General features: G+C 68.3%; 27 protein-coding genes. 14 read left to right on the forward strand and 13 right to left on the reverse strand.

Annotation, left to right across the window (positions count from 1 at the left end; genetic code table 11):
• Positions 1–101: 101 nt before the first annotated feature.
• Together JX001_RS04435 and bamJ are read left to right on the forward strand one after the other, a co-directional pair.
• The gene (locus JX001_RS04435) at positions 102–1,304 is read left to right on the forward strand and encodes a threonine ammonia-lyase (protein WP_205682455.1); all 1,203 of its coding nucleotides are present in this window, start codon (positions 102–104) and stop codon (positions 1,302–1,304) included.
• Positions 1,285–1,800, forward strand: a complete 516-nt coding sequence (bamJ, locus tag JX001_RS04440; RefSeq protein WP_205682456.1) for a BamJ family beta-barrel-assembly machinery protein — start codon at positions 1,285–1,287, stop codon at positions 1,798–1,800. Before JX001_RS04435 ends, bamJ begins: the two co-directional genes overlap by 20 nt.
• Positions 1,801–2,132: 332 nt before the next feature.
• Here bamJ and queG read toward each other — a convergent pair whose 3' ends face one another.
• From queG to JX001_RS04460, 4 genes are all read right to left on the reverse strand, one after another.
• Entirely contained in the window at positions 2,133–3,260 is a 1,128-nt protein-coding gene (gene queG, locus JX001_RS04445) for a tRNA epoxyqueuosine(34) reductase QueG (protein WP_205682457.1), read from the reverse strand.
• 175 nt (positions 3,261–3,435) lie between these two features.
• Complete coding sequence (locus JX001_RS04450; RefSeq protein ID WP_205682458.1) at positions 3,436–4,206, reverse strand: hypothetical protein; 771 nt, start codon at positions 4,204–4,206, stop codon at positions 3,436–3,438.
• A gap of 52 nt (positions 4,207–4,258) precedes the next feature.
• Positions 4,259–4,945 (reverse strand): FtsZ-binding protein FzlA, encoded by a 687-nt coding sequence (gene fzlA, locus JX001_RS04455; protein WP_205682459.1) that lies wholly within the window; start codon positions 4,943–4,945, stop codon positions 4,259–4,261.
• A gap of 44 nt (positions 4,946–4,989) precedes the next feature.
• Positions 4,990–5,997, reverse strand: coding sequence for a cation diffusion facilitator family transporter (locus tag JX001_RS04460; protein ID WP_205682460.1), 1,008 nt, complete (start codon positions 5,995–5,997; stop codon positions 4,990–4,992).
• A gap of 138 nt (positions 5,998–6,135) precedes the next feature.
• On the opposite strand from JX001_RS04460, the gene JX001_RS04465 reads away from it, so the two are divergent.
• The 11 genes from JX001_RS04465 (at position 6,136) to accD (ending at position 13,850) form a co-directional block, all read left to right on the forward strand.
• Positions 6,136–6,936, forward strand: coding sequence for an undecaprenyl-diphosphate phosphatase (locus JX001_RS04465; RefSeq protein ID WP_205682461.1), 801 nt, complete (start codon positions 6,136–6,138; stop codon positions 6,934–6,936).
• A gap of 4 nt (positions 6,937–6,940) precedes the next feature.
• Positions 6,941–7,840 (forward strand): class I SAM-dependent methyltransferase, encoded by a 900-nt coding sequence (locus tag JX001_RS04470; RefSeq protein WP_205682462.1) that lies wholly within the window; start codon positions 6,941–6,943, stop codon positions 7,838–7,840.
• Between the two features lie 32 nt (positions 7,841–7,872).
• On the forward strand, positions 7,873–8,607 hold the full coding sequence (locus JX001_RS04475; RefSeq protein ID WP_205682463.1) for a pseudouridine synthase: 735 nt from the start codon (positions 7,873–7,875) through the stop codon (positions 8,605–8,607).
• Positions 8,608–8,626: 19 nt separating this feature from the next.
• Positions 8,627–8,890: a type II toxin-antitoxin system Phd/YefM family antitoxin gene (locus JX001_RS04480; RefSeq protein ID WP_112863437.1), complete on the forward strand. Its 264-nt coding sequence runs from the start codon at positions 8,627–8,629 to the stop codon at positions 8,888–8,890.
• Positions 8,887–9,300 carry a type II toxin-antitoxin system VapC family toxin gene (locus JX001_RS04485; RefSeq protein ID WP_205682464.1) on the forward strand — a complete coding sequence of 138 codons (414 nt, stop codon included), beginning with the start codon at positions 8,887–8,889 and terminating at the stop codon, positions 9,298–9,300. The genes JX001_RS04480 and JX001_RS04485 overlap by 4 nt, the downstream gene beginning before the upstream one ends.
• Positions 9,297–9,938 (forward strand): phosphoribosylanthranilate isomerase, encoded by a 642-nt coding sequence (locus JX001_RS04490; protein WP_205682465.1) that lies wholly within the window; start codon positions 9,297–9,299, stop codon positions 9,936–9,938. Before JX001_RS04485 ends, JX001_RS04490 begins: the two co-directional genes overlap by 4 nt.
• An 89-nt stretch (positions 9,939–10,027) precedes the next feature.
• A complete protein-coding gene (gene trpB / locus JX001_RS04495) occupies positions 10,028–11,230 on the forward strand; it encodes a tryptophan synthase subunit beta (RefSeq protein WP_434082637.1) in 1,203 nt (400 codons plus the stop codon).
• Positions 11,227–11,694 carry a hypothetical protein gene (locus tag JX001_RS04500; protein WP_205682466.1) on the forward strand — a complete coding sequence of 156 codons (468 nt, stop codon included), beginning with the start codon at positions 11,227–11,229 and terminating at the stop codon, positions 11,692–11,694. The genes trpB and JX001_RS04500 overlap by 4 nt, the downstream gene beginning before the upstream one ends.
• Positions 11,691–12,110 (forward strand): hypothetical protein, encoded by a 420-nt coding sequence (locus JX001_RS04505; protein WP_205682467.1) that lies wholly within the window; start codon positions 11,691–11,693, stop codon positions 12,108–12,110. The genes JX001_RS04500 and JX001_RS04505 overlap by 4 nt, the downstream gene beginning before the upstream one ends.
• A complete protein-coding gene (gene trpA / locus JX001_RS04510; RefSeq protein ID WP_205682468.1) occupies positions 12,107–12,949 on the forward strand; it encodes a tryptophan synthase subunit alpha in 843 nt (280 codons plus the stop codon). The genes JX001_RS04505 and trpA overlap by 4 nt, the downstream gene beginning before the upstream one ends.
• A 10-nt stretch (positions 12,950–12,959) precedes the next feature.
• Positions 12,960–13,850 carry an acetyl-CoA carboxylase, carboxyltransferase subunit beta gene (gene accD, locus JX001_RS04515; protein WP_205682469.1) on the forward strand — a complete coding sequence of 297 codons (891 nt, stop codon included), beginning with the start codon at positions 12,960–12,962 and terminating at the stop codon, positions 13,848–13,850.
• Here the strand turns inward: accD and JX001_RS04520 are convergent.
• Positions 13,805–14,248 (reverse strand): DoxX family protein, encoded by a 444-nt coding sequence (locus JX001_RS04520; RefSeq protein WP_205682470.1) that lies wholly within the window; start codon positions 14,246–14,248, stop codon positions 13,805–13,807. The two genes, accD and JX001_RS04520, sit on opposite strands and share 46 nt — an antisense overlap.
• A gap of 36 nt (positions 14,249–14,284) precedes the next feature.
• Between JX001_RS04520 and JX001_RS04525 the strand changes: the two genes are divergently transcribed.
• Positions 14,285–15,571, forward strand: a complete 1,287-nt coding sequence (locus tag JX001_RS04525) for a bifunctional folylpolyglutamate synthase/dihydrofolate synthase (RefSeq protein ID WP_205682471.1) — start codon at positions 14,285–14,287, stop codon at positions 15,569–15,571.
• On the opposite strand, the gene JX001_RS04530 is transcribed toward JX001_RS04525, so the two are convergent.
• The 8 genes from JX001_RS04530 to JX001_RS04565 all read right to left on the reverse strand — a co-directional run bounded on the left by JX001_RS04530 (position 15,568) and on the right by JX001_RS04565 (position 25,878).
• Positions 15,568–15,753, reverse strand: coding sequence for a hypothetical protein (locus JX001_RS04530; RefSeq protein ID WP_066552684.1), 186 nt, complete (start codon positions 15,751–15,753; stop codon positions 15,568–15,570). The genes JX001_RS04525 and JX001_RS04530 overlap by 4 nt on opposite strands.
• 72 nt (positions 15,754–15,825) lie before the next feature.
• Entirely contained in the window at positions 15,826–16,155 is a 330-nt protein-coding gene (trxA, locus tag JX001_RS04535) for a thioredoxin (protein ID WP_017506226.1), read from the reverse strand.
• Between the two features lie 117 nt (positions 16,156–16,272).
• Positions 16,273–19,713 (reverse strand): double-strand break repair helicase AddA, encoded by a 3,441-nt coding sequence (gene addA / locus JX001_RS04540; RefSeq protein WP_205682472.1) that lies wholly within the window; start codon positions 19,711–19,713, stop codon positions 16,273–16,275.
• A complete protein-coding gene (addB, locus tag JX001_RS04545; RefSeq protein WP_205682473.1) occupies positions 19,710–22,775 on the reverse strand; it encodes a double-strand break repair protein AddB in 3,066 nt (1,021 codons plus the stop codon). Before addB ends, addA begins: the two co-directional genes overlap by 4 nt.
• Positions 22,772–23,488, reverse strand: coding sequence for an N-acetylmuramate alpha-1-phosphate uridylyltransferase MurU (gene murU, locus JX001_RS04550; RefSeq protein ID WP_241004753.1), 717 nt, complete (start codon positions 23,486–23,488; stop codon positions 22,772–22,774). The genes addB and murU overlap by 4 nt, the downstream gene beginning before the upstream one ends.
• Positions 23,485–24,576, reverse strand: coding sequence for an N-acetylmuramate/N-acetylglucosamine kinase AmgK (gene amgK / locus JX001_RS04555; protein ID WP_205682474.1), 1,092 nt, complete (start codon positions 24,574–24,576; stop codon positions 23,485–23,487). Before amgK ends, murU begins: the two co-directional genes overlap by 4 nt.
• Positions 24,569–25,027 carry a tRNA (adenosine(37)-N6)-threonylcarbamoyltransferase complex ATPase subunit type 1 TsaE gene (gene tsaE / locus JX001_RS04560; RefSeq protein ID WP_205682475.1) on the reverse strand — a complete coding sequence of 153 codons (459 nt, stop codon included), beginning with the start codon at positions 25,025–25,027 and terminating at the stop codon, positions 24,569–24,571. The genes amgK and tsaE overlap by 8 nt, the downstream gene beginning before the upstream one ends.
• Positions 25,024–25,878, reverse strand: coding sequence for a GNAT family N-acetyltransferase (locus tag JX001_RS04565; protein ID WP_205682476.1), 855 nt, complete (start codon positions 25,876–25,878; stop codon positions 25,024–25,026). The genes tsaE and JX001_RS04565 overlap by 4 nt, the downstream gene beginning before the upstream one ends.
• Positions 25,879–26,009 lie beyond the last annotated feature (131 nt).

A 26,009-nucleotide genomic window follows, 5' to 3' on the forward strand; every position in this document is an offset into this window, starting at 1 on the left:
CACGCTCAAGATTCCCCCTCTGGACCCGGACCCGACAACGCGCGAAACAGGCCCGACAACGCGCCCAGTCGTCGAGGCGCGACAGCTCGGAAACGCCTCGCATGACCGTCACCTTCGCCGATATCCAAGCCGCGCGCACCCGGATCGCCGGCGCGGTCGACCGCACTCCGACCCGTTATTCCAGAAAGCTGTCGCAACTGACGGGGGCCGAGGTCTGGGTCAAGTTCGACAATCTGCAATTCACCGGCAGCTTCAAGGAACGCGGCGCCCTGAACCGGCTGCTGATGCTGAGTCCCGAGGAGAGGAAGCGCGGCGTGGTGGCCGCCAGCGCCGGCAACCACGCCCAGGCCCTGGCCTATCACGGCGGACGGTTGGGCGTGCCGGTGACCATCGTGATGCCCGAGGGCACGCCCTTCGCCAAGATCAACGGCACCCGCTCGCACGGGGCGACCGTGGTGATCGAGGGGCTGGACTTCACCGGTTCGACCGAAGCGGCCAAGCGGCTGGAGGCCGAAAAGGGCTACGTCTTCGTCTCGGCCTTTGACGACGAAGGCATCGTGGCGGGCCAGGGCGTCTGCGCGATAGAGCTTCTGGAGGATGCGCCCGAGGTCGAAGCCCTGATCATCCCCATCGGCGGCGGCGGGCTGATTGCGGGCTGCGCCATCGCGGCCAAGGCGATGAAGCCGGACATCAAGGTCTTCGGCGTGGAGGCCGCCCGCTATCCGTCCTTCACCGCCAAACGGGCGGGTAAGCCGCCGGTCTGCACCGGCCAGACCATCGCCGAGGGCATCGCGATCAAGGCCGTGGGCGACATTCCCTTCGCTCTGGCCGACCCGCTGGTGGACGAAGTCTTCGTCTGCGAGGAAGCCGACTTCGAACGGGCCGTCGCCACCTATGTCACCTATGAGAAGACGGTGTCCGAGGGCGCCGGCGCCGGCGGTCTGGCGGCGCTTCTGGCCTATCCCGACCGGTTCAAGGGGATGAAGGTCGGGCTGGAGCTTTGCGGCGGAAACATCGATGCGCGCATGCTGGCGGTCGTCTTGAACCGCGAGATGGTCCGTGAGCGGAGACTGATCGTCTATCGCATCCTGGGCGACGACCGGCCGGGCATGTTGTCGGCCATGGCGGCGGTGATCGGCGGCCTGGGCGGCAACATCATCGACGTGGTCCACAACCGTCTGGCGCTGGATGTGCCGGCCAAGGGCGCCGAGTTCGACATCATGGTCGAAACGCGCGATAGCGCCCACGCTGACGAGATCGGCGAGGCCTTGAAGGAACGCGGCTATGAACTTCGGATGGGGTAAGGCGGCGATCGTCGCGGCCTTCTTGCTGTCGGGCTGCGGCCAGGCCGAGCCGATCGATCCGAACGCGGGCAAGGCCGAGGCGGCCGCCTTCATGGCCAAGAACGCCAAGGAAGAGGGCGTCCAAACCCTGCCCAGCGGCCTGCAATACAAGGTGGTGCAGGCGGGACCGGCCGACGGCGTCAGCCCGGACCGCAACGACCTGGTCAAGGTCGATTACGAGGGCAAGCTGGTCGACAACAGCGTGTTCGACAGCTCCTTCGCACGCGGCGCGCCGGCGGTTTTCACGCCCGAGGAAGTGGTCAAGGGCTGGACCGAGGCGCTGCAGAAGATGCGCGTCGGCGACGAATGGCTGCTCTATGTGCCGCCCGAGCTGGGCTATGGCGAGCGGAGTAGCCCCAAGATCCCGGCGAACTCGGTGCTGATCTTCCGCCTGAAACTGCTCGACGTGGCCAAGGTGCCCGGCGGCGGATCGGGCGTCGGCACGGCGATGGGGTGAGGACCACTGTCTCCTCCCCACGTCCTGGGGAGGTGGCGCGGCGCCGCTTGGCGACGTGACGGAGGGGTTCTGGGATGCATCGCAGGCGCCTGTGGGACGTCAAGATCCCCTCCACCCCTTCGGGGTCCCCCTCCCCATTCCATGGGGAGGAGACTAAAAGTGCACTGCGAATTTTTTGAGTGCAGTTTCGTGCAGATTTTTGCGAGCGGTTTGCAGTTCTCCGGTGGTTGTCAAAGACGAGACGGGTAGTATAGCCCAGTGCGCGAGGATGGCAGGGTAGCGGTCGCTGGTTGTCTCTAGGTCTTTGAAATCGCTGTCGTTCGTCGCGGCGATTACGCGGGTTGAGCCGTTTCGGACCGCAGCCATTCGGCCAGGACCTGAGCGTCGGTCTCACTCGCGCCATCGGCCAGGGCCGCGAACGCGTCGGGCGGCGTCAGCCGCGACAGCGCCCAGACGGCGGCGCCGCGCACCAGGGGCGAGGGGTCGGCCAGCAGGGCCTTCGTCGGGGCGATCAGGGTCGCGTCGGCCGAGTTGCCGACGGCGTAGAGGACGTTCCTGAGGAAGCGATCGCGGCCGATCCGCTTGACCGGGCTCTTGGTGAACAGGGCGCGGAAGGCGGCGTCGTCGAGCGCCAGCAGGTCGTGCAGGCGCGGGCTTTCAAAAGCCTCACGCGGCAAAAGCCTGATCTCGCGGGCTTCCTGCGCGAACTTGTTCCACGGACAGACCGCCAGACAGTCGTCGCAGCCATAGATGCGCGATCCGGTCAGGGTGCGGAACTCGACCGGCCAGGGACCGGCGAACTCGATGGTCAGGTAGGACAGGCAGCGCCGAGCGTCGAGCTGGAACGGGGCGGGGAAGGCCTTGGTCGGGCAGGCGTCGAGACAGGCGGTGCAGCGGCCGCAGTGTTCGGTCTCGGCCGCGTCGGGCTCGATCTCGGCGGCGGTCAGGATGGTCCCCAGGAACAGCCAGTTGCCATGGGTGCGGCTGAGCAGATTGGTGTGCTTGCCCTGCCAGCCCAGGCCGGCGCGCTGGGCCAGGGGCTTTTCCATCAGGGGGGCGGTGTCGACGAAGACCTTGATGTCGGCGCCGTTGCGGGCCGCGATCTGGCCCGCCAGCTGTTTCAGCCGGCCCTTGATGACCTCATGATAGTCGTCGCCGCGCGCATAGACCGAGATGTAGCCGGCCGAGCGGTCGGCCAGCTGATCGAGCGGGTTCTGGTCGGGGCCGTAGTTCATGCCCAGGACGATGGCGGTCCTGGCCTCGTCCCACATGGCGGTGGGGTGCTGGCGGCGATCCAGCGTCGTTTCCATCCATTCCATGTCGCCATGCCGGCCCTCGTCCACGAAACGCCGCAGCCGCTCGCCCGCCGGCCAGGCGTCAGCCGCCGAGGCGAACCGGCAGACATCGAAGCCCAGCTCGGCCGCGCGCCGGCGGATAAAGGTTTTCAGGCGGTCGGACACGGGGCGGGGGATAGCATGGTGTGCAGTTGGGATGCAGGGCAGGCGGACCAGATCTGGCCCTTGGCGGATCGGCATGCGTCGATGTTGTCTTTGACGCTTCCGTTAGGGCGACGCATCAGGCACTGATCGACGAGTATTCGCTGTACCTGAATCGGTACACGTCGCCGCCGCTTAATCAGGAAACGGCGGGTTGCCGTCCTGGCCGGATCACGATCCGGCGTTCCGAATAGAGTTTCACGTCCCATCCATAGGGCCTCGATCCCCGGTCGAAATTCGAAGGGGGAAAGCTGAAGCTTGCCATGCATCCCAGTTCCCCGCATTTGGAGAGAAGTCGAAGGGATAGGACGTCCAATGATTTGAATAAGGCAGCGCAGTCGGCGGCGAGATCACCGCAATCGACCGAGACCGCTTCATTATTCCGTGCGGCCATGAAAGCGCTGACGGCTTCCCTGAAATCAAAACGATCAGACCGAAAGCCTGTCACGTTATTGCCGTGGTGGTGGCATGAGCCAGCCTCCGCGATCTGAAAAATGGCGTCTTCGTCGCGAGTCGTCAAAACGAAGCCCGTCGGATCATCATCTTTCGGATCGATATCCCATGCCGGCCAGAAGGTCAGCTTATGAACGGGTTGCATACAGACCCATTCGGAAGCGGCGCTGGAGCGTTCATACAAAAATAGGTATTTTGGCCCGCTCGGGCTGAACTGTTCCCAGTCATGGCCGACGACCTTTCCTGAATATTCGGGCAGAAGATTTCGCACCAATTCGGTGGTGGAGGCAGTGCGGAGGTGCTCGGCTGTCCAGTTGGTCTGGCTCAGTCGAGATCTAGCTTTCGTGTCAGGCACGGCCTGAGATAAGGCAGGCGTTGCGAACGCAGCCACGGCGAAGACGGTTAGCCAGAGTCGCATTTTGGAGCGCTGCGTATTCACAGGCATAAGGTTAGTCATTGGGGCTCTGATTGGCTATCCAGCTTGCCACTCCAGTGGGGTTGGAGATCCCTTAGAAATCCAGATCCGCGTACCAGGCCGAGGGCGGCACGCCGACGAAGCGGTCGGCGAGCAGGGGGCGGAAGCAGGGGCGGGATTTCAGCTTGGAGTACCAGGTCTTCAGACCGGGCCAGGTCTTCCACTGGATCTCGCCGAAATAGTCCAGCACCGACAGGTGGGCGGCGGCGATCAGGTCAGCCTGCGACAGGCGGCGGCCGGCCAGCCAGTCGCGGGCGGCGACCAGGTCCTCCAGCATGGCGAGATGGGATTTCAGGGCGTCGCGCCCGTCGCGCAGGGCGCGGGCTTCGGGCGGACCCAGCTTGAGCAGCGGTTTTTCCATCCGCTCGTGCAGCAGGACGGCGTCGACCTCGTCCATGAAGCGGCGCTCGAACCAGCCGGTCAGTCGGCGCGTCTCGGCCCGTTCGGCGAGGTCGGCGGGCAGCAGCAGCGGCCCCTTCTGCTGATCCTCGATCCAGCCCAGGATGGCGGGCAGTTCGCACAGCACCAGCGGACGGCCGCGATCCATCGTCTGGATCACCGGCGGCAGGCCGGACGGATTGAAGTCATTGACCGGGCAATCGTCCTCCCATGGACGAACCGGCGTGTCGGTCCATTCGATCCGCGCCTCTCCCAGCGCCAGTCGCGCGGCGCGCGAGGCGGGCTGGAAGGCGAAGTGGAAAAGAACGCAAGGGTCGGCCATCTAAGGGTGATGCGCCCCGACCCGTTAAATCGGCGTTTACCGCATCAGGACCACGGCCCCTTGGGCGCGGGGCCGGTCGGGGCGGGGCCGGTCGGGGCGGGGGCGGCTTGCGGCTCGGCGGGTGCAGCGGCGGGGATCGCGGGCTGCGGACGGGCGTGGCCGCGCGGGTCGGCGTGGATCAGGATGTCGGCGGCGGGATACTGGGCCAGCACCCGGTTCTCGGCGGCGACGACGATGGCGTGTGCGGCGTCAAGGGTCTGGTGCGCGTCCAGGTCGACATGCATCTGGACCATCATCACCTGACCGGACATGCGGGTGCGCAGCTGGTGCACGCCGAAGACCTGGGGGTCGGCCAGGACGGCCTTGGTGATGGCGGCGCGGTCGGCCTCGGGCACGGCGCGGTCCAGCAGGTGATCGGCGGCGGCCTTCAACATGCCGGTCGCGCCCCAGAACAGCCAGACGGCGACGACGATGCCCGCGGCCGCATCCAGTCCCGGCGCGCCGAGGAAGGCGCCCGAAATCACCCCGATCAGCACAACGACGTTGGCGGCCAGGTCGGCGGCGTAATGGGCGCGGTCGCCGGCGACGGCGACGGAGCCGGTCTTCTTCAGCGTCTGGGTCTGCATCCACACCAGCCAGGCGGTGATGGCGATGGCCGCGACCATGACGCCCGTGGCCCAGACGCCGGAGGTCACGGGACGGGGGTCGAAGATGCGCTGCACCCCCTCCCAGGCGATGAAGATGGCCGAGGCGAAAACCAGCCCGGCCTGGACCAATGCGGACAGGGCCTCGCCCTTGCCATGGCCATAGCGATGGTCCTCGTCAGCCGGCGCGGCGGCCCAGCGCACGGCGAAGAAGGTGGTCAGGGACGCCGCCAGATCCAGAACCGAATCCGCCAGGGTCGCCAGGATGGAGACCGATCCTGAGGCGCCCAGCGCAAAGGCCTTCATCGCGATCAGCACCACCGCGACCCCGACCGACAGGCGGGTGATGCGGCGCGTGGCCAGATGGGCGTCGTCGAGCGAGGCGGGGGCGGGGGCGGGCGTCGTCATTGTCGGCTTCTTCTCGCGCAATCGTGGCTGAAAGCCAACCGCTGGCCCAAACGGGTCGTTCCGTCAGAAACGATCATGCTCTAGGGGGAAGGCATCCGGGCGCGGCGCGTTCCGGGCGCATTGGTTTTCGAGGGTCTCATGTCGGACTGGCTTGCCGCCATCATTCTGGGTCTGGTCGAGGGGCTGACCGAGTTCATTCCGGTCTCGTCCACCGGCCATATGCTGCTGCTGGGCCATTTCATGGGCTTTCAGAGCGCGGGCAAGACGTTCGAGATCGTGATCCAGCTGGGCGCATTGCTGGCCATCGTCAGCGTCTATTTCAAAAAGCTGTGGACCCTGGCGACGCGCTGGCCCTTCGACGCCGAGGCGCGGCGGTTCCTGATTGGCCTGCTGGTCGCCTTCGCGCCGGCCGTCGTGATCGGTTTCCTGGCCTATGACTTCATCAAGACGGTGCTGTTCGAGACGCCGCAGGTGGTGTGCATCGCCCTGATCGTCGGCGGGGTGATCCTGCTGCTGCTGGACCGGATGGACAAGAAGCCCCGTTGGCTGGACGCCGAGGCCTACCCGATGCGGATCTATTTCCTGATCGGCCTGTTCCAGTGCCTGGCCATGATCCCCGGCGTGTCGCGGTCCGGCGCCACCATCGCCGGCGGACTGCTGCTGAAGACCGACAAGCGGTCGGCGGCCGAGTTCAGCTTCTTTCTGGCCCTGCCCACCATGGGGGCGGCGGTGGCCTATGACCTGCTGAAGAACCACAAGACGCTGGATTTCAGCGACGTCGGCCTGATCGTCGTGGGTTTCGTCGTGGCCTTCATCTCGGCCCTGGCGGTGGTGCGGTTCCTGCTGGATTTCGTGTCCAGGCGCGGCTTCGGCGTCTTCGCCTGGTGGCGGATCGTGGTCGGGGTCGTGGGTCTGGCGCTGTTGCAGGCGGGGTTCTGAGACCATGACCACGCTTCTGTACGGCCGCCCGCCGGTCGTTTTCGATCCGCCCGGCGACGCAATCCAGACCTCGCCCCTGATCCCCGACTCGGCCGCGCTGGAGGCGCAGGACCCGGGCTCGGCCGACAGCGTCATGATCTACGCCCCGCCCGGCGTGCTGGAGCGGCGCTATGTGCTGGCCCTGGCGCTGAGGGCGCTGAAGGTCGGGGGACGGCTGGATGTCATGGCGCCCAAGGACAAGGGCGGATCGCGCTTGGGCAAGGAGCTCAAAGGGTTTGGGCTCGAGGTCGCCGAGACCGCCAAGGCGCACCATCGTCGCTGCATCGTCATTCGACCCGACACGGTCGAGGGGCTGGACGAGGGCATCGCCGCGGGCGGGCCGCAGATCGTGCCGGGGCTGGAAGCCTGGTCACAGCCCGGCATATTCGCTTGGGACCGGATCGATCCGGGCTCGGCGCTGCTGGCCGAACATCTGCCGGCGATGAAGGGCGAGGGGGTCGACCTGGGCTGCGGCTATGGCTCGCTGTCGATCGTGGTGCTGCGCTCGCCCGCCGTGACCAAGCTGAAGATGGTCGATCTGGACCGCCGCGCCATCCAGGCCGCACGACGCAATATCGAGGACGACCGCGCCAAGGTTTGGTGGTCGGATGCTCGCACCCTGGAGGCCAAGGGCGACAAGGATTTCGTAGTCAGCAATCCGCCCTTCCACGACGGCGGGGCCGAAGACCGGCGGCTGGGTCAGGCGTTCATCCGCAAGGCGGCCGAGCTGTTGAAGAAGGGCGGCGTCGCCTGGGTCGTGGCCAACCGGCACCTTCCCTATGAGGCCGAGTTGAACGCGGCGTTCAAGCGGGTGCGGTTGGTCGCCGAGGCGGGCGGCTACAAGCTGTTCGAGGCGGTGAAGTGACCGCGCTCAAGCAGTCCGAAGGGCGGTAGCGCATGAAGAAAACCCCGACGTCGAGGGTCGATCGCCTGCTGGGCTCGATGGGCTATGGATCACGCGCCGAGATGGCGCGGATGGCCAAGGCGGGCGGCATCGTGTTGGACGGGGCGGACGTGACGGACGTGTCCAAACGCATTGCGGTGACGCCCAATCTGCCGAGCCGGATGGAGATCGACGGCGAGCCGCTGGATCCGGTGCAGGGGCTGGTGATCCTGCTGAACAAGCCGCTGGGCATGACCTGCTCACACAAGGAAGAGGGGGCGCTGGTCTATGACATCCTGCCGGGAAGGTGGCGGGCGCGCGATCCCGCCATCTCGACCATTGGACGGCTGGACAAGCAGACGACGGGCCTGCTTCTGCTGACCGACGACGGCGACCTCCTGCACCGGGTGATCAGTCCCAAACGCCATGTGGCCAAGGTTTACCGGGCGGGTCTGGCGCGGCCTCTGAAGGGCACGGAAGGCGCGCTGTTCGCCTCGGGCGAGCTGATCCTGGAGGGCGAGGACAAGCCGTTGGCGCCGGCGGTGCTGGAGGTGGTGTCGCCGACCGAGGCCCTGCTGACGGTGACGGAAGGCCGCTATCACCAGGTGCGCCGGATGTTCGCCGCCGCCGGCAACCACGTCGAAACCCTTCATCGCGAACGGCTGGGCCGGCTGGTCCTGCCCGCCGATATGGCGCCCGGTCAGTGGCGCCTCGCGACGGCGGACGAGGTCGCGTCGATTTTCGCCTGATTGGACACAGAGTGATCAGATGGCTATCTTGATGGCCATGTCCAGCTACTCCGTCGCCGAAGCCAAGAATAACCTACCAAAGCTGCTGGATCGCATGCTGGCTGGCGAGGCCGTGACCATCACGCGGCGCGGCGTGCCGATCGCGCGGCTGGAGCCTGCGCAGGAGGTCGTTCCAACATCGGGACCCATTGACGTCGAATGGTTCAAACGCGTTCGCGTGAAGCCGACCGTACCGATGGATTCCGTCACACTCGTGCGGATGATGCGGGACGAAGAGATTTGACGGTCTATCTGGACACCAGCGTGCTGGTGTCGCTGTTGCACGAAGATAATCACACCGTCCGTGTCCTGGATTGGGCAGGAAGTGTTGATGCACTTGTCTTGAGCGCTTGGACCGCGACCGAGTTCACATCGGCCTTATCCGTGCAGTCGCGGATGAAACGACTGATCGATCGCGATCGACGCAGGCTTGAACTCGATCTCGACCATTGGTTATCGACACGCGTCGTTCTGGACGTTCTTAACGCCGATATCGTCGCTGCGCGTCGATTGGTGAGAAACGACGTTCGGTTGCGCGCGCCCGACAGTGTCCATCTAGCCCTTGCCATGCGGCATGGCTGTATTCTCGCGACGCTTGATGGAGATATGGCCGCGGTCGCGCGCGACATCGGCTTGTCGGAGATCGTGCCATGACGACCAAGATCAAGATCTGCGGCCTGACCACGCCGGACACGCTGGACGTCGCTCTGGAGGGCGGGGCGGACTTCGTGGGGGCGGTGGTGTTTCCCAAAAGCCCGCGCCATCTGGAGCCCGAAGCCGCCGCCGCCCTGTTCGAGCGGGCGCGGGGGCGGGCAAAGATCGTGGCGGTGACGGTCGATCCCGACGACGCCCTGCTGCAACAGATCGCCCGGACGCTGAGGCCCGACTTCATCCAGTTGCATGGGTCTGAGACGCCGGGACGGGCTGAGCGCGTGCGGGCGCTGACGGGGGCGGGTGTGATCAAGGCCCTGCCGATCCGGCAGGCGGACGACTTCGCCGCCGCCGACGCCTGGAGTGATGAGGCCGATCATCTGATGTTCGACGCCAAGCCGCCGGAGGGATCGGCTCTGCCCGGCGGGGTGGGACACAGCTTCGACTGGACCCTGCTGGCCGGCCGCGCCTTTCGCCATCCGTGGTTCTTGGCAGGGGGGCTGAACCCGGACAATGTGGCCGAGGCGCTGAGGATTACGGGCACACCCATGGTGGATGTGTCCTCTGGCGTGGAAAGCACACCGGGTGTTAAGGACGCAGGCCGGATCGCCGCCTTCATCCAAAACGCGCGCCGGTCGTAATTGCGACGCCTCCCCGCGTGAAAGTCGAACCCGTGAACGCCCAGACCCCCATCGTGGCCCCCATCCAAGCCGCCGATTCCACAAAGCCGCTGTCGAACGCCTACGCCTGGCCGGACGCGCAGGGTCGCTTCGGTCCTTATGGCGGTCAGTTCGTGGCCGAGACCCTGATGCCGCTGATCCATGAGCTGGATGCGGCCTACAAGGCGGCCAAGGCGGACCCGAGCTTCCAGGCTGAGCTGGACAGCTACCTGGAGCATTACGTCGGTCGCGAGAGCCCGCTGTATTTCGCCGAGCGCCTGACCGAACATTTCGGCGGCGCCAACATCTGGCTGAAGCGCGAAGACCTGAACCACACGGGCGCACACAAGATCAACAACTGCATGGGCCAGATCCTGCTGGCCCGCCGCATGGGCAAGACGCGCATCATCGCCGAGACCGGCGCGGGTCAGCACGGCGTCGCCTCGGCGACCGTGTCGGCGCGGTTCGGCCTGCCCTGCACGGTCTATATGGGCGCGGTGGATGTGGAGCGGCAGCAGCCGAACGTGTTCCGCATGCGTCTGTTGGGCTCGGAAGTCTTCTCGGTCACGGCGGGCGCCGCGACCCTTAAGGACGCGATGAACGAGGCGATGCGCGACTGGGTGACCAACGTCTCGGACACCTATTACATCATCGGCACGGCGGCGGGTCCGCACCCTTATCCGGCCATGGTGCGCGATTTCCAGTCGGTGATCGGCAAGGAGATCAAGAGCCAGTCGATGGCCCGGATGGGCAAGCTGCCCGAAGCGGTAGTCGCCTGCATCGGCGGCGGCTCCAACGCCATCGGCGCCTTCCACCCCTTCATCGAGGACGAGGGCGTGCGGCTGATCGGCGTCGAGGCGGCCGGCCATGGGCTGGATACGCCGGATCACGCAGCCTCGCTGAAGGGCGGGCGGTCGGGCGTGCTGCACGGCAACCGGACGTACCTGCTGCAGGACGAAGACGGCAACATCGTCGAGGGGCACTCGATCTCGGCGGGTCTGGATTATCCGGGTATCGGCCCGGAACACGCCTGGCTGCACGACATCGGCCGGGCCGAATACCGCTCGGCGACGGACAATGAGGCGCTGGAAGCCTTCCAGCTGTGCTCGAAGCTGGAAGGCATCATTCCGGCGCTGGAGCCCGCCCACGCCCTGGCGCGGACGGGCGAAGTGGCGCGCGAAGTCGGCAAGGGCGGCGACGTCGTCCTGCTGATGTCGGGGCGCGGCGACAAGGACATCTTCCAGGTCGCCAAACATCTGGGAGTGAAGCTGTGATCCGTAGTCTGTTGGCGGCGACCGCCGTGATGAGTTTGTCCGCTGCGGCCGTGCAGGCCCAGACGCCGGCCCCCGCTGCACCGCAGGGCGGTCCGGCCGACGTCGGCCTGCTGCCCGGCGCGGAGCTGTCGCCCGATTGCGGTGGGCTGAACAATCTGACGGGGCGGGCCTATTGCGTGACCGCGCAGCTGGGCCAGATCGGCGCTCTGGCCGACGCCTATATCGCCGATCTGGAAACCAAGAACTGGCTGGCCGCCGGCGGCGACGACAACCGCGTGGTCTTCATCAAGCGCCGTGAAGCGGGCGGCTGCGACGGCATGCAGATGGTCGCCTTCTACGACACCACCAAGACCGCCGTCGCCGAACTGCCCGGCTATCTGGGCTTCGCCACCATTCCGGGCGACGTGTGCGCGGCTGCCGCAGCCGCGACACCGCCGGCCGCCGCCGGAACGCCGCAGCAATGATCCTGGCGTCTCTCGCCGCTGCTGCCTTGTTCGCGTCAAAGGCGGATTGGCGCGATGATTTTGTCCTGCCAGAGATTGAGGACGCCGTTGTCGGGACCGAGTGCCCTCCTTCGGAGGAAGGCGGCGACCGCTATTTTTGCCTGACGTATCCACGAGAAAAAGCGAGAGCAGTGCGGGAGCAATTTACATCTGCGTTGCAGCAGCAAGGCTTTATGGTCGGCCCCGCGCCCGAGGTTAGCTTTGGTTTTCTGCGGCTCAAGGGTGCCGATCCGAACCATCCTGAGTCCTGTGAGAGCGGGCTGGTTTCGATCTTTGCTGTCGAAGGCGAACCGGATCCCGCAAAGACGGCTGTCATGGTGATCGCCTTGGCTAAAGATACCTGCGAAGAATCTGCGACCGAGGGCAACGACCAATGACCACCGCCCGTATCGACGCGCGTTTCAAGGCGCTGAAGGCCGAGGGCCGTGCGGCCTTCATTCCTTACGTCATGGGCGGCGATCCGTCGCGCGAAGAGGCGCTGGCGATCCTGAACGGCCTGCCGGCTGCGGGCGCGGACATCATCGAACTGGGCTTTCCGTTCAGCGATCCGATGGCCGAGGGGCCGCCGATCCAGCGGGCGGCGATCCGGGGCATGGCGGCGGGCTTCGGCCTGCGCTCGACCATGGATCTGGCCAAGGAATTCCGTAAGGGCGACGACGCCACGCCCATCGTGCTGATGGGGTATTTGAACCCGATCGAGAGCCTGGGCTATGACGCCTTCGCCGCCTATGCCGCCGACTGCGGCATCGACGGACTGATCGTGGTGGACTGTCCGCCGGAAGAGGCCGGGCCGCTGATCGAGGCGCTGGACAAGGTTTCGATCTCGCTGATCCGCCTGGCGACGCCGACCTCGGATGACGACCGGCTGAAGATCGTTGTCCAAGGCACGTCGGGCTTCGTCTATTATGTCGCCGTCGCGGGCGTGACGGGCGTCAAGGAAGCGAACGCGGATGTGGTGGCGCCGGCCGTAGAGCGGGTGCGCAAGGCCTCGGGCCTGCCAGTCGCGGTCGGCTTCGGGGTCAAGACGCCGGAACGGGCCGCCGAGATCGCGCGTGTCGCCGATGCGGTGGTCGTGGGCTCGGCCCTGGTGGACGAGGTGGCGGCGGCGCTGGAGGCGAACGAACCCGTCGCGGCGCGCGTTCTGGCCCGGGTGAAGGCGCTGGGCGATGCGGTTCGATCCGTCGCCGCTAGTGCTTCCGTGGCGGAAACCGTCTAAGAGCGCGCGGATGAACGACAAGACCAAGCCTCAGGAAAAGCGCGGCGGCTGGCTGAGCCGCTTTGCGCCCGGCGTCCGCAAGATCGTGTCGCGCCGCGACACCCCGGACAATCTCTGGGTCAAGGATCCCGACAGCGGCGAGATGCTGTATCGCTCGGACCTGGAGGCCGCCCTCTGGGTGACGCCGTCGGGCCGGCATATGCGCATCGATGCGCCGACGCGCCTGAAGGCCACCTTCGACGGCGGCGTCTTCCAGTCCATCGATACGCCGGACGTGCCGGAAGATCCGCTGAAATTCTCGGACGGCAAATCCTACAAGGATCGCCTGAACGCCGCGCGCAAGGCCGCGGGCCGCAAGGACACCATGGCCATCGGCTATGGTTCGGTCGGCGGTCAAAACGCGGTCGTGATCGTTCAGGACTTCACCTTCATGGGCGGGTCGCTGGGCATGGCGGCGGGCGAGGCCTTCATCAAGGCGGCGCGCGAGGCGGTGAGCCGCAAGGTTCCGCTGGTCTGTTTCACCGCCGCCGGCGGCGCGCGGATGCAGGAGGGCGCCCTGTCGCTGATGCAGATGGCGCGCACCACCCTGGCCATCGAAGAGCTGAAGGACGCCAGACTGCCTTACGCCGTGGTCCTGACGGATCCGACGACGGGCGGGGTGACGGCCTCCTACGCCATGCTGGGCGATGTGCATCTGGCCGAGCCGGGCGCCCTGATCGGTTTCGCCGGGCCGCGCGTGATCGAGGCGACCATCCGCGAAAAGCTGCCGCCCGGCTTCCAGCGCGCTGAATATCTGCAGGAAAAGGGCATGGTGGACCGGGTCGTGACCCGCGCCGACCTGCCGCGCACCCTGGGTCAGATACTGTCCATGCTGATGGGCGGAACCCGCGCCGCCGCCTGAGACCGCCTGAAGGGCCAGTCGATCGCGGTCGAGGCCCACAGGCACCACCACACGATGACCGGCTGAAACAGCAGGCGCGGGCCGTGATAGGCCCAGCCCAGACCTGCGCCTGACGTCATAAAGTTCACGGCATGCTGGATGTTGGCCGGATAGACGCAGATGGCGTAGGCGGCCAGCGCCCAGCCCGTCGCGACCCGCAGGCGCGAGATCATCAGACCCGCCGCGCCCAGCAGTTCGGCGATCCCCGTCAGGCCCACGACCAGCGCCGGCTGCGGAACCCACGCCGGCGTGATCCGCAAGAAGGGGCCGGGGATCATCAGATGCAGCAGCCCTGCGCCCAAGAAGACGGCCGCAAGGACGAGGCGCGCCGCCGTTCTGATCTGCGGCCTGGAAGTCATGTCGCGGTTCTCGAAATCAGGGGGTAAAGGAGGCGGATGGATCCCGTCTCCGAACGATTACGCGCGCGCCACCCCCAGCGGATCGACCTTTCGCTGGAAAGAATGCGCGTGCTGTGCGCGGCCTTGGGCGATCCGCAGCACAAGCTTCCGCCGGTGATCCATGTGGCGGGCACCAACGGCAAGGGGTCGACCGTCGCCCTGATCCGCGCCATCGCCGAGGCGGCGGGGCTGAAGGTGCACGCCTACACCTCGCCCCATCTGGTGCGGTTCAACGAGCGGATCCGACTGGCTGGAACGCTGATCGAGGACGATCATCTGAACGCGATCCTGGACCGGATCGAGGCGGCCATGGCCGAGACGAACAGCAAGGCCACGGTATTCGAAAGCACCACCGCCGCCGCCTTCCTGGCCATGTCCGAGACGCCCGCCGACCTGGCCATCATCGAGGTGGGTCTGGGCGGGGTGCTGGACGCGACCAATGTGATCGAGCGGCCGCTGCTCAGCGTCATCGCGCCGGTCGATTACGACCATGCGGAGTTCCTGGGCACGGATCTGGCCGCCATCGCCTCGGAAAAGGCGGGCGTGCTGAAGGCCGGAGCGCCGGCCGTGATCGCGCGCCAGAAGGAAGAGGCGATGGCGGCCATCGAACGTCGCGCCGCCGACGTCCATGCGCGGCTGAACGTGCTGGGGGTCGACTTCGACGCCTGGGCCGAGCGGGGCGGCCTGGCGTTCCAGACGGCCGAACTGTTCATGGACCTGCCGGCGCCGGCGCTGGCAGGCGCGCACCAGATCGACAATGCGGCCCTGGCCGTGGCGGCGGCGGTCGAACTGGACCTGCCCGAGGCCGCGATCGCCGAGGGGTTGAAGCGAGTGCGCTGGCCCGCGCGTCTGCAACGGATTTCGGCGGGGCCATACGGCGCTGCGGCCAAGGCGGCGGAGGCGGAGCTGTGGCTGGACGGGGGGCACAATCCCCATGCGGCGCGGGCGCTGGCGGCGTTTCTGGCCGAGCGTCAGGCGCGGGCGCCGCGTCCCCTGGCCCTGATCTGCGGCATGTTGAACAACAAGGATGCGGGCGGTTTCTTCGCCGCGCTGAAGGACAGCCAGGCCACCGTCTTCACCGTCGGCTTCGACGGGGCGGCGGCCGAGCCAACGGCCCTCGCGGCCGTGGCGCGCGGGCACGGGCTGGCGGCGACCCCGGCGGGATCGGTTTCTGAGGCGCTGGATTTGGCGCTGCGCCTGGGCGCGGGCCGGGTCGCCATCTGCGGATCGCTGTATCTGGCCGGCGAGGTCCTGGGCGCCAGCGAGGAGACCTGGCCGGTCTAGCGCGTCATCCAGGGCTTGGACTTGCCGGCGGCGATGCGGGCGGCCTGTTCGCGCTGGAAGCGACCGCCGCGCGGCGGCTTGGCGCGCGCATCCAGCCTGGCGTTCTTCAGGCGCAGGGCCTTCTGGACCGGGGTCTCGCCGGGGATGTCGTCAGCCGGGTTCGGGGTGTCTTCGTCGCTCATGGCGCCATCCTAGCATGAAAAACGCCCGCCGGTCGGACCGGCGGGCGCTTGATCTGACAGGGCCGAAAAGGCTCAGGCCTTGACGCCGGCCTCGGCCAGCCATTCGACGATCTTGCCCTTGGGCATGGCGCCGACCTTCATCGAAGCCATCTGGCCGTCCTTGAACAGCATAAGGGTCGGAATGCCCTTCACACCCAGCTTGGACGGGGTCATGGGGCTGTCGTCGATGTTGATCTTGGCCACGGTGACCTGACCGCCCAGTTCGTCGGCGATCTGTTCCAGAGCCGGGCCGATCTGTTTGCAGGGGCCGCACCATTCGGCCCAGAAGTCGACCAGGACAGGGGTCGAGGATTTCAGGACGTCGGCGTCAAAGCTTTCGTCGGTGACTTTTACAGTCGCCATGAATGGCTCCTTGGGCGCTATCGCTCGGCGCGCGGCGCCTCGCTGCATGAGCGCGTGTTGGTGTTGGCCGGATGTGTCCGGGTTCGATGGCAGATGTGGGAGCGAATCGCGGGCAATTCAACTGCCCGCGAGCGCCGCCGCCAGCAGGGTTTCGGGAATGGGCATCAGCTTGGGCCCATCGGTCCAGACCAGGGCGGCCTCGACAGGGCGATCGGGATAGAGCCGTTTCAGCACGGCGACATAGACGGCGGCCTGCAGCACATAGGCGGGATCGACCGCCTCGACGGCGTCTGGCGCGGGGCGGTTGGTCTTGTAATCGACGACCAGAACGCGTTCGGGCGTGACCACCAGCCGATCGATGCGGCCGTTGATGGCGACGCCGGGCGGCAGGTCGGGCGCTGATCCCGTCAGGGCCACCTCGGCGCGGGAGCCGGGACCGAAGACGGGGGCGAAGCGGGCGTCGTCCAGCACAGAGAAGGCGGCGGCGATCATCTCGGCGCGCTGGGCCTCGTCCAGATCGGTCTCGCGGGCCAGCAGGCGACGGGCGGCGTCGGGGCGGTCGGCGGGCGCGATCTCGGGCAAGCGTTCCAGCAGCCGGTGGATCAGGTCGCCGCGCCGGAACCGGCCCAGCGACACAACCCCCGTCTCTGTCCTGGCCAGGGGCGAGGGGGCGGGAATGCGGATCGCGCCGCCCTCCATCCGCGACGGCGAGGCGAAGCGGGCGGCGGCGTCTGCCGGGGGCGGCAAGGCGGCCCAAGCGGGCAGGACGGCGGCGGACCGGACCTCATCGGCGGCGACCGGGCGACGCTCGGGATCGACGCCATAGCGACGCACGCCGTTGTCGACCTCGCGCACCTGATCGCCCAGGCGGTCGAAGGTTTCTGAGAGGATCGACCACCAGCTGCCGGCCTCGGCTCCCCGGCTGGAGGCGCGGCCCATGACGATGACGCGGTCCCGCGCGCGGGTCAGGGCGACATAGAGCAGGCGCAGCGTCTCGTCGTCGGTGCGGGCCTGGCGCGCGGCGCGGGCGTCGGCCGAGGCCGGGCAGTCGTCCTTCGCCGAGCCGGGCGCCATTAGCCAGGCTTCGCCTTCGCCCTCCGGCGTGACCGCGGGCATCAGGGACGGACCTTGCGCCTTCGCCTTCATGGTGGTGTCGGGCAGGATGACAATGGGCGCCTCCAGACCCTTGGCGCCGTGGACGGTCATCACGCGGACCTCGCCGCGCGCGCCTTCCAGTTCGCGCTTCACCTCGACGTCGGCGGCCTCCAGTTGGGCCAGGCAGGTTTCAAGATCGACTGCGCCGCGATTTTCGGCGGCCAGCACCTGGTTCAGGGTCTCGTCGATGGCTTCTTCCGCCTCGCGCCCCAGCCGGGCCAGGATGCGGGCGCGGCCGGACTGTCCCGTGTCGTCCACCCGGTTCAGGGCCTGGGAGAAGAAGGCGAAGGGATCGCCGCCGCGCGCGCCGATGGCGGCCTGCAGCGTGTCGCGCGCGCGGGCCCATTCGGGGCGTTCGTGCGCCCGGTCGCGCAGGTCACGCCACAGTTGGCCGGCCTTGCGGTTCTCGCGCCCGGCCAGCGCATAGAGGCCGTCCTCGTCCACATCGCACAGCGGGCTGCGCAGCACCTCGGCTAGGGACAGGTCGTCGTCGGGGAAGAGGGCGAAACGCGCCAGCGAGATCAGGTCGTCGAAGACGATATGGCTGGACAGTTTCAGCCGGTCCGCGCCGGCGACGGGCACGCCTTCGGTCTTCAACGCGCGAATGATCTCTTCAAAGGTCGCGTCGCGACGTCGGACCAGGACGATGTAGTCGCCGTAGCCGGTGGGGCGCAGGTCGCGGGTGCTGCGATCGAAGACGGCGACGCCGCTTTCGACCTGGCGGCGGATCTCGCGGGCCAGGTCGCGGGCCAGGCGCTTGCGGGCGCTGCCGGCGCTTTCCTGATCGACGGGATCGTCCCAGGCGTCGGTTTCGGGCGCGGGCTCGTCCAGGAACAGGGGCCACAGGTCGATGGCGCCGTGCTGGCCGATGCGGGCGGGCAGGTGTCGGGCGATGTCGCCCTGGGGGCCGGTCAGGGCGCGGGTGCGGTCGGGATCGGCGAAGACGGCGTCGACAAAAGCCAGCACCTCTTCGGTCGAGCGATAGGAGGTGTTCAGTTCCGGTCCGGCGAAGGGCTCGCCGGCGCCCTCGGCCAGGGCCAGGAAGGCGCCGCGTTCCTGACGCAGCCGTTCGGGCCGGGCGCCCTGGAAGGAGTAGATCGACTGTTTCTCGTCGCCGACGGCGAAGACGGTGCGGCCGGATTTTTCGCCGGAATAGAACTCGCCGGTCAGGGCGCGGACGATGGCCCATTGTTCGGGGGCGGTGTCCTGGGCCTCGTCGATCAGGACGTGATCGACCCCCCCATCCAGCTTGTACAGCACCCAGGCGGCGGCCCCGCTCTCTGTCAGCAGGGCGGCGGCGCGCGCGACCAGATCGGGGAAGTCGAGCGCCCCGCGCTGGGCCTTGGCCGCTTCGTAAAAGGCGGCGTGGGCTCGGGCCAGGGTCAGGACCTTGACCGTATCGTCGGCGACCTTGGCCTTGCGCAGAGCCTCTCGCGTGGCGAGGAATTTGGTCTGAAGGTCCAGCAGCCAGCCGACCGCGCCCTGCGGCGCCGACTTGGTGCCCATGCTCTTTCGCGGTTCGCCCGCCTGGGTGCAGAAGACTCCGGCCAGGGCCGCGAATCCGGCGTAGGGCGGGGCGGCGACGCTCATGGCGTCGGCGATCTTCTTGTCATTGGCCGAGCCGGTTTCCATGGCTTCGGCGATGCGGTTCCATTGGCCGGGATCGATGAAGGCGACGAAATCATGCTCCAGATCCTCCGGGCTGCGATCGCGTTCGGCGCCGGTCAGGGACCAGGGATCGGGCGCGGTCCCGGCTTCGGCCCGGTCGATATAGTCCAGCAGATCGGCGCGTTTGGCCTCGATCATCGACAGCAGGGCCTGGAACCGCTGCCAGTCCAGCTCGACGGCGAAATGGCTGTAGGCCTGGCCGATGGGGCCGTCCGGATCGGCGACGGCGGCGCGGGCCAGATCTTCGCGCGCGGCATGGCTGAGGGCGGTCGCGGCCTGGTCTTCCAGCACGGTGAAGCGGGGCGAGACCCCGGCCTCCAGCGGGAACCGCCGCAGGAGTTTTTCGCAGAAGGCATGGATGGTCTGGATCTTCAGGCCGCCCGGCGTCTCCAGCGCGCGGGCGAACAGCTTGCGCGCGCGGGAAAGCGCGGCGTGATCCATCGCCTGCGGGTCGCCGTCGTCCAGCCGGGCCAGTTCGCGCGACAGGGCGGCGTCGTCCAGCACGGCCCAGCCGCCCAACTGATCGAACAGCCGGGCCTGCATCTCGGCGGCGGCGGCCTTGGTGTAGGTGACGCACAGGATGGCGCCGGGATCGACCTGGTCCAGCAGCAGCCGCGCCACCCGGTTGACCAGGGTGGTGGTCTTGCCCGAACCGGCGTTGGCGGTGACGAAGACGGTCAGGCGCGGATCGGCGGCCAAGATCTGAGGGGGGACGATCTGGGGGGCGATGCTCATTCTTCGTCCCCGTCGCCGATCACCGACCATTCCCAGACGCGGGCCAGATGGTCGTAGTTGCCGCCCTGGTTGCCCATGAACTGAGGCGCGGCCCAGGAAACGTAAGGCGTATTCTCGTCGTCGAACCGCGCGACGCGGCGCTTCAGCCCGTCCAGCGCCGCCTGGGCCAGGTCGGCGGCCTCGAGGCCCGAAGCGCGGGTGACGACTTCGCCCGCCGTCTTTCGCCCGACCACGCGGACATAGGTCAGTTCGTCGGGCGTGACCGGGCCGTTGGTGTCCTTGAACCCGCCGTCGGCCAGGATGGCGGCGGTCAGGGTGAGCTGCGGCGCGAAGCCGGACTTGACCTGTTTGGCGGACGGCGCCGCCCCTGTCTTGAAGTCCATGACCGCCGCCCCGTCGGACGCCAGCTCGATCCGGTCGGCGAAGGCCTTGACGGTGAAGGGGCCGGCCGGGGCGTCGAAGGTCATCGTCCCCTGCTGTTCCACCAGGATATCGACGCCGCGCGCCCGACGCCGGCGCTCGAATTCGGTCAGCCAGCGGGCGCAGTTGCGGGCCAGCGGCGCCTCGCGGGCCATGGCCGCATCCTCGAACCCGCGCGCGCCCAGTTCGCGCAGCAGATGGTCGTGCAGGATGGCCTCGCAGTCGTCGGGCAGGTCGTCCGGCCAGTCCAGCGTCAGCCGCTCGATGGCGGCGTGGACGGCGTTGCCCCGAGCCAGCGCTTCGGCAGACGCGCCGGGCCGCTCCATCGCCTCCAGCCCCAGCACCCACAGGGCGTAGATGGCGTAGGGATCGCGCACCCAGCGTTCGATGCGGGTGACGTACAGGCTGCGCGGACGGCGATGCACCGGCGGGCGCGGTTCTGGGCGTTTGGCGAACTGCGGCGGGCCGGGCGGGGGGGCGTCCAGGGCGCGGGCCCAGTCGATGACGGCGGCCGGGCGGGCGATGGCGACGGGCGTTTCGACAGCGTTCGCCCCGCGCGTCAGCATCTCCAGCCGCCACAGCCAGCGCGAGCGGACGGCGGGCTGACCGCCGCGCCGCTCCCTGTGGATCAGGATGACCTCGTCGCCGCAGGCGGCCTGGACGAAATCCTGCGCGGTCTGGCCCAGGCGACGTTCGGGCGGCGGCAGATCGAGCGCCTTTCTCATCGGACGCGACAGGAAGGGGTCGGTGGGCGCGGCCTGGGGCCAGACGCCTTCCTCCAGCCCGGCCAGGATCATCCGGTCCGCCCTGACCAGACGCGCCTCGATGGCGCCGAGAATCCGCAGCGACGGATGGGTCGCCCCGCCGGTCCGCACGACGTTTTCCTTGACCAGGGACGTGACCAGTTCGGCCAGTTCCGTGCGGCGGATGCGGCCGAGCGACGCCCCGCCCTCGATCAGGCCGGACAACAGGGCGGCTGCGGCCTCGCCGTCAGGACCGGCCCAGGCGTTCTGGCCGGCTAAGGTTTCGATCAGCCGGGTCAGGGCCGAGGCGGCGAGGTTCAGATCTGCGTTGGGGGTGAAGGCGGGCGTCGCGGCCTCGATGGCGGCCTGAAGCTGATCGACCAGGCGGGTCGCGGCCGACAGCCGGGCCTGCTTCCATTCCGGCGGCGCCTTGCCGCGCCGGTCGGGCTGGACCGCCTCCAGCAGGCGGCGATGAATGGCGGCGAAGTTGCGCGGGCGGGGACCGCGCAGGGCGTGTTCCTCCAGCGCGGCGACGGCTGCCGCTTGAGAGGCCTCGCCCAGGTCGAACCGGGCCAGCGGATGTTTGACGACGGCGAGCAGCAGATGGGGCTGGACCGGATCGGCGATCCAGCGGGCGCACAGATCGATCAGGGCCCCGGCAGGCAGGCGCGACAGGGGGGCGCCGGCGGACGAATCGGGTACGATGCCCCAGCGCTCCAGCCGGGCGGCGACGCGGCGGCCCAGGGCCTGATCCGGCGTGACCAGGGCGCAGGTCTTGCCCGGCGTTTCCAAGGTCTCGCGCATCATCAGGGCGATGGCGGCGGCGGCCTCTTCCTCGGCGCGCACGCTCAGCAGCGACAGGCCCTGCAGCCCTTCGGCGATGGGGTCGCGCGCTTCCTTGCGGGCAGCGGCGGCCGAGCGGATGTCGCGGATGGCGCGGCGCCAGTCGTCGGTGGCCTCGGCGGGGCGCAGGGCCTCGTTGACCAGCCGCTGGCGCGCCAGTCCGCGCGCCTCGACGGCCGCGGGAACGGCGGGACGGAACCAGGCGCGGCCGCTCTCGCGCGCGATCTCGCAGCGGTCCAGCAGCCGCTTCATCGCACTTTGCGGATGCTGTTCGTCCAACCGGTCCCAGACGCCCGCGTCCAGATCCAGGTCGAGGCCGGGCAGGACGACGCAGCCCAGCGGCGCCCTCGCCACGGCCTTCAGCACGTCGCCGGCGGCGGGGACGGTGCCGGTCGAGCCGGCGGCGATGACGGGCTGGCGCGGCGGTTCGCGGTCCCACAGCTCGGCGAGGCGGCGCAGCAGGGTCGCGCGACGCCAGGCCGGATCGACCAGACCCAGTTCGGCCAGACGCTTGGGCCAGGCCTCGACCGCCAGACCCAGAAACTCGGCCGATCGTTCCCAGTGTTCGGCCATTTCGCCGTCGACCAATGTGGCGATCCGCTCGGGGTTCTGAATCTCTTCCAGTTGGCAGGAATCGAGGAAGCCGCCCAGCGCATCGGCCAGATCCAGCGCGCGCATCGGGCTCAGGGTCCCATCGAACTGTTCGACGATCATCCGCGCCATCTCGAACCGGCGCGTCAGGGCGGGGATGGCGGGCGGCAGGTCCAGACCCAGGGCGCCGGGCGTAAACGGCGGCTCGTCCTCCTCCAGATCGCCTAGCGGCCGCACCTGAGGCAGCAGGATGGGACGACCCTGCGACAGCTTGGACAGGGCGCCGGTGAAGGCGCGCGCCGCCCGGCGGTTGGGCAACAGGATGGTCGCGTCCGACAGGGTCTCGGGAGGCAGATCGCCCAGCCAGGCCAGCACCCCGGCGGCCAGGTCCTCAAGGAACGGCCGGTGCGCGGGGATGGCGTACCAGCGCGGCGTGTCGCCCAGGAAGGGATCGAAGACGCTCACGCCTCTCCCGCCAGTTTCGCCTCGGCCTCATCGCGCGCCTGCGGGTCGCCGACGTGCATCCAGTCGCCGTCCAGGACGCACCCGAACAGACGTCCCTCAGAGGCGGACTTGCGCCACAGGGGGCTGAGGGAGAAGGGGCCGTCGGGGCCGTGATCGGCGTATCCGGGGCGGGTGATGTGGACGCCCATATAGGCGAACGGCGCGGAAGGGGCGTCGCCACGGAAGGTCAGCGTCCCGTCGTCGGCCATGAAGAAATCGCCGTCGCCCTCAAAGCCGATGGAGCCTTCGCGGCGGGCCAGCAGCAGGGCGGCGTCCATCGTCTCGGGATTCCACAGTCGGATCAGATCAGTGAGGGCGTCGCCTCGGTCGATCCAGACACTGTCGATATTGGCGACGAAGACGGGATCGTCGCCCAGCAGGGGATGGGCCTTCTTCAGCCCGCCGCCGGTCTCCAGCAGTTCGGCGCGTTCGTCGGAAATCACGATCTGCGGGCCGCGTCCGCGCGCCGCCAGATGCGCTTCCAGCCGGTCGGCGAACCAGTGGATATTCACTACCGCCTTTTCGACGCCGGCCTCCGCCAGACGGTCCAGCACATGGTCGATCAAGGCGCGGCCTTGGACCTCGACCAGGGCCTTGGGCCGGTCGTCGGTCAGGGGGCGCATCCGGGTGCCCAGGCCGGCGGCGAGGACCATTGCGGTCTTCCGAGCGGTCATGCGCGCACCTCGGCAGGAACGTGGCGGTCGAACCAGCGGGCGACGGGCGCCAGGGCCGGCTGTTCCAGATTGGCGTTCAGATGCCGCCACATGCGCGGCAGGAACTGGCGGTATCGCGGTTTGCCGTCGCGCGCGATCAGGCGGGCGAAGATGCCGATGATGCGCGCCTCGTTCAGGGCGGCGAGGCCGGCGTAGTCGGCCATGAAGGCGGCGCGGTCCACGTCCGGACGCAGGGCGAAATAGCGGTCCAGCGCCTCGGCCTCCAGCGCCGGGGAGACGTCGCGGCGGGCGTCCTGCAGCAGGGAGTGCAGGTCCCACGACGGGTGGGCGCGCACCGCGTCCTGGAAATCGATCATGCCGACGCGGGCGGCGCCGTCGCGCTGGGGCAGCCAGATCAGGTTTTCCGCATGATAATCGCGGTGGGCCATGACCGACGCCCCGGCCGCGCCGGAGGCGACGATCGGCGCCCAGGCCGCGCGCCAGTCGGCGACGGCGGCGGCGTCGAAGCGGACCCGATCGTCGAGCTTCGGCAACCATTCGACGAACAGATCCGCCCCGCCCTGCAGCGCCGTCTCGTCATAGGTCAGCAGCGGCCAGTCGCCGCCGGGCCCGTGCAGGGTGTCGGGCGGAGCGCCGGCCTCGTGCAGAACGGCCAGGGCCTCGATGGCGGCCAGATAAAGCGGCGTTTCGTCGGCACCGTCTTCGATCACGCGGGCGAACAGGTCGTCGCCGAAATCCTCAAGCACGGCCAGGCCGTTGGTGGCGTCCAGCGACGGGATCTCGGGGGCGGACAGGCCCAGAGCCTTCAGATGGGCGGCGACGGCGGCGAAGGCCTCGATCCGGCCGGCGGACAGGCGGGCCACGGCGTTCCAGCCGGCGGCGTGACGCTGCTCGGGCGTCCAGCGCGGATCGCACGGCTGGCTTTCGGCGGCGGGCGCCTGATCCATCAGCATCAGGGTCGGACCGGTCGTCGGCGTCAGCCGCTCATACCGCCGCGTCGAGGCGTCGCCGGGCAGGGGGGCGCGCACGGCGTCGGCCAGGCCGGCGGCCTTCAGGAAGTCGAGACGGAGGGTTTCGCGGTCAGACATGCAGATCCTTCAGCCCCGTTTCCCATCGGCCTACGCCGGAAACGGTCGCAAGTCGGCCGTCGCCCTGTTCGGAGATTTCGATGATCAGCTGATCCGGCCCCAGGAACCGGCCGGGATCGTCGCCGAGCCGCTCGGGCCATTCGATCACGGCGCACCCCTCGTCCAGCGCCTCGTCCAGGCCGATCTCGAACGCCTCTTCCGGTCGGGTCAGGCGATAGAGGTCGAAATGGGCGACAGGCGGGTTGGACTCGTAGAACTGGACCAGGGTGAAGGTCGGGCTGGGCACGTCCTCGTCCGGCGTGGTCAGGGCGCGGATCAGGCCGCGCGCCAGGGTCGACTTGCCCATGCCCAGCGGGCCGTAGAGCAGCAGACTGTCGCCTGCCGCCAGCAGGGGGGCGATGGCCTGGCCCAGGGCGGTGGTGGCCTCGGCGTCGGGCAGGGCGATCTTCATGGAAACACCGCATCGAGATCGGCGGCTAGGGTGCGCTCGGTGAAGGTCTTCAGCGCCTCGGTGGCCTTGGCGGCGTCCACGTCCAGCCGGTCCGCGGGAATGGGCAGACCGACATCGACGCCGAACGGCTTGCCTTCCTTGTTAAGCAACTCGTGGAATAGGGTCACGTCGCGCAGCTCCTGCGAGACCTTGTCGAACAGGTGAAACAGCCGGCTGTAGGGGCCGGTGACGTTCATGGGGATCACTGGCGCATCGTATTTGCGCGCCATCGAGGCGGCGGTCGGGGCCCATTCGGGATCGGTCAGGACGCCGTTCTTCTCGCGCGCCAGACGACCGGCAGGGAACATGACGACGCAGCGTTCGGCCTCGAACGCCTCCCTGGCGGCGTTCAGCGTGGCGCGGGTCTTTTCGCGGGTGCGTTTGTCGTGGACCCATTCGACGGGGATGATGGTCTCGTCCAATCGCGGCGAGACACGGATGGCGTCGGCGTTGGCGAAGAAGATCATGTCGCTGCGCCGCTGTTTGAGCGCGTCGAATACGGCGACCCCGTCGGCGATGCCGGTGGGGTGGTTGCAGACGACGACGCAGCGGCCGCTCGCCGGCAGACGGTCCAGGTTCGTCGTCGTCACCTTCAGCCTCAGCAGGTCCGAGACGTAATCGAAGGTCTCGGTCCCCGACAGGTCGCGGATGGCGTCGGCCATTCGCACCGCCGCCCCATAGCCCAGCACGCCGTAGAGCGCCGGCCGCACGACCGGCCACAGCGGCGAGGCGGTCAGGCGTGGCGCGCGTTCGGCGATCAGCACATCGACGATGTGGGGCTGACGGCGGGCGGGAAGGGTGACGGCGGTCATGGAAGATCGCTTGTCGCCGGTTCGGTCGGAGGGGGCAAGATGGAGTGAAGCGACGGGCGTTGCTGATGTCGCTTCGCAGCAACTTCCGCCCGGCGAACGGTGGTGCTACGCCTCGCGGCCAGAAAGCTTCG

Origin of the sequence: Brevundimonas fontaquae (assembly GCF_017086445.1) — a bacterium.
Classification (GTDB): domain Bacteria; phylum Pseudomonadota; class Alphaproteobacteria; order Caulobacterales; family Caulobacteraceae; genus Brevundimonas; species Brevundimonas fontaquae.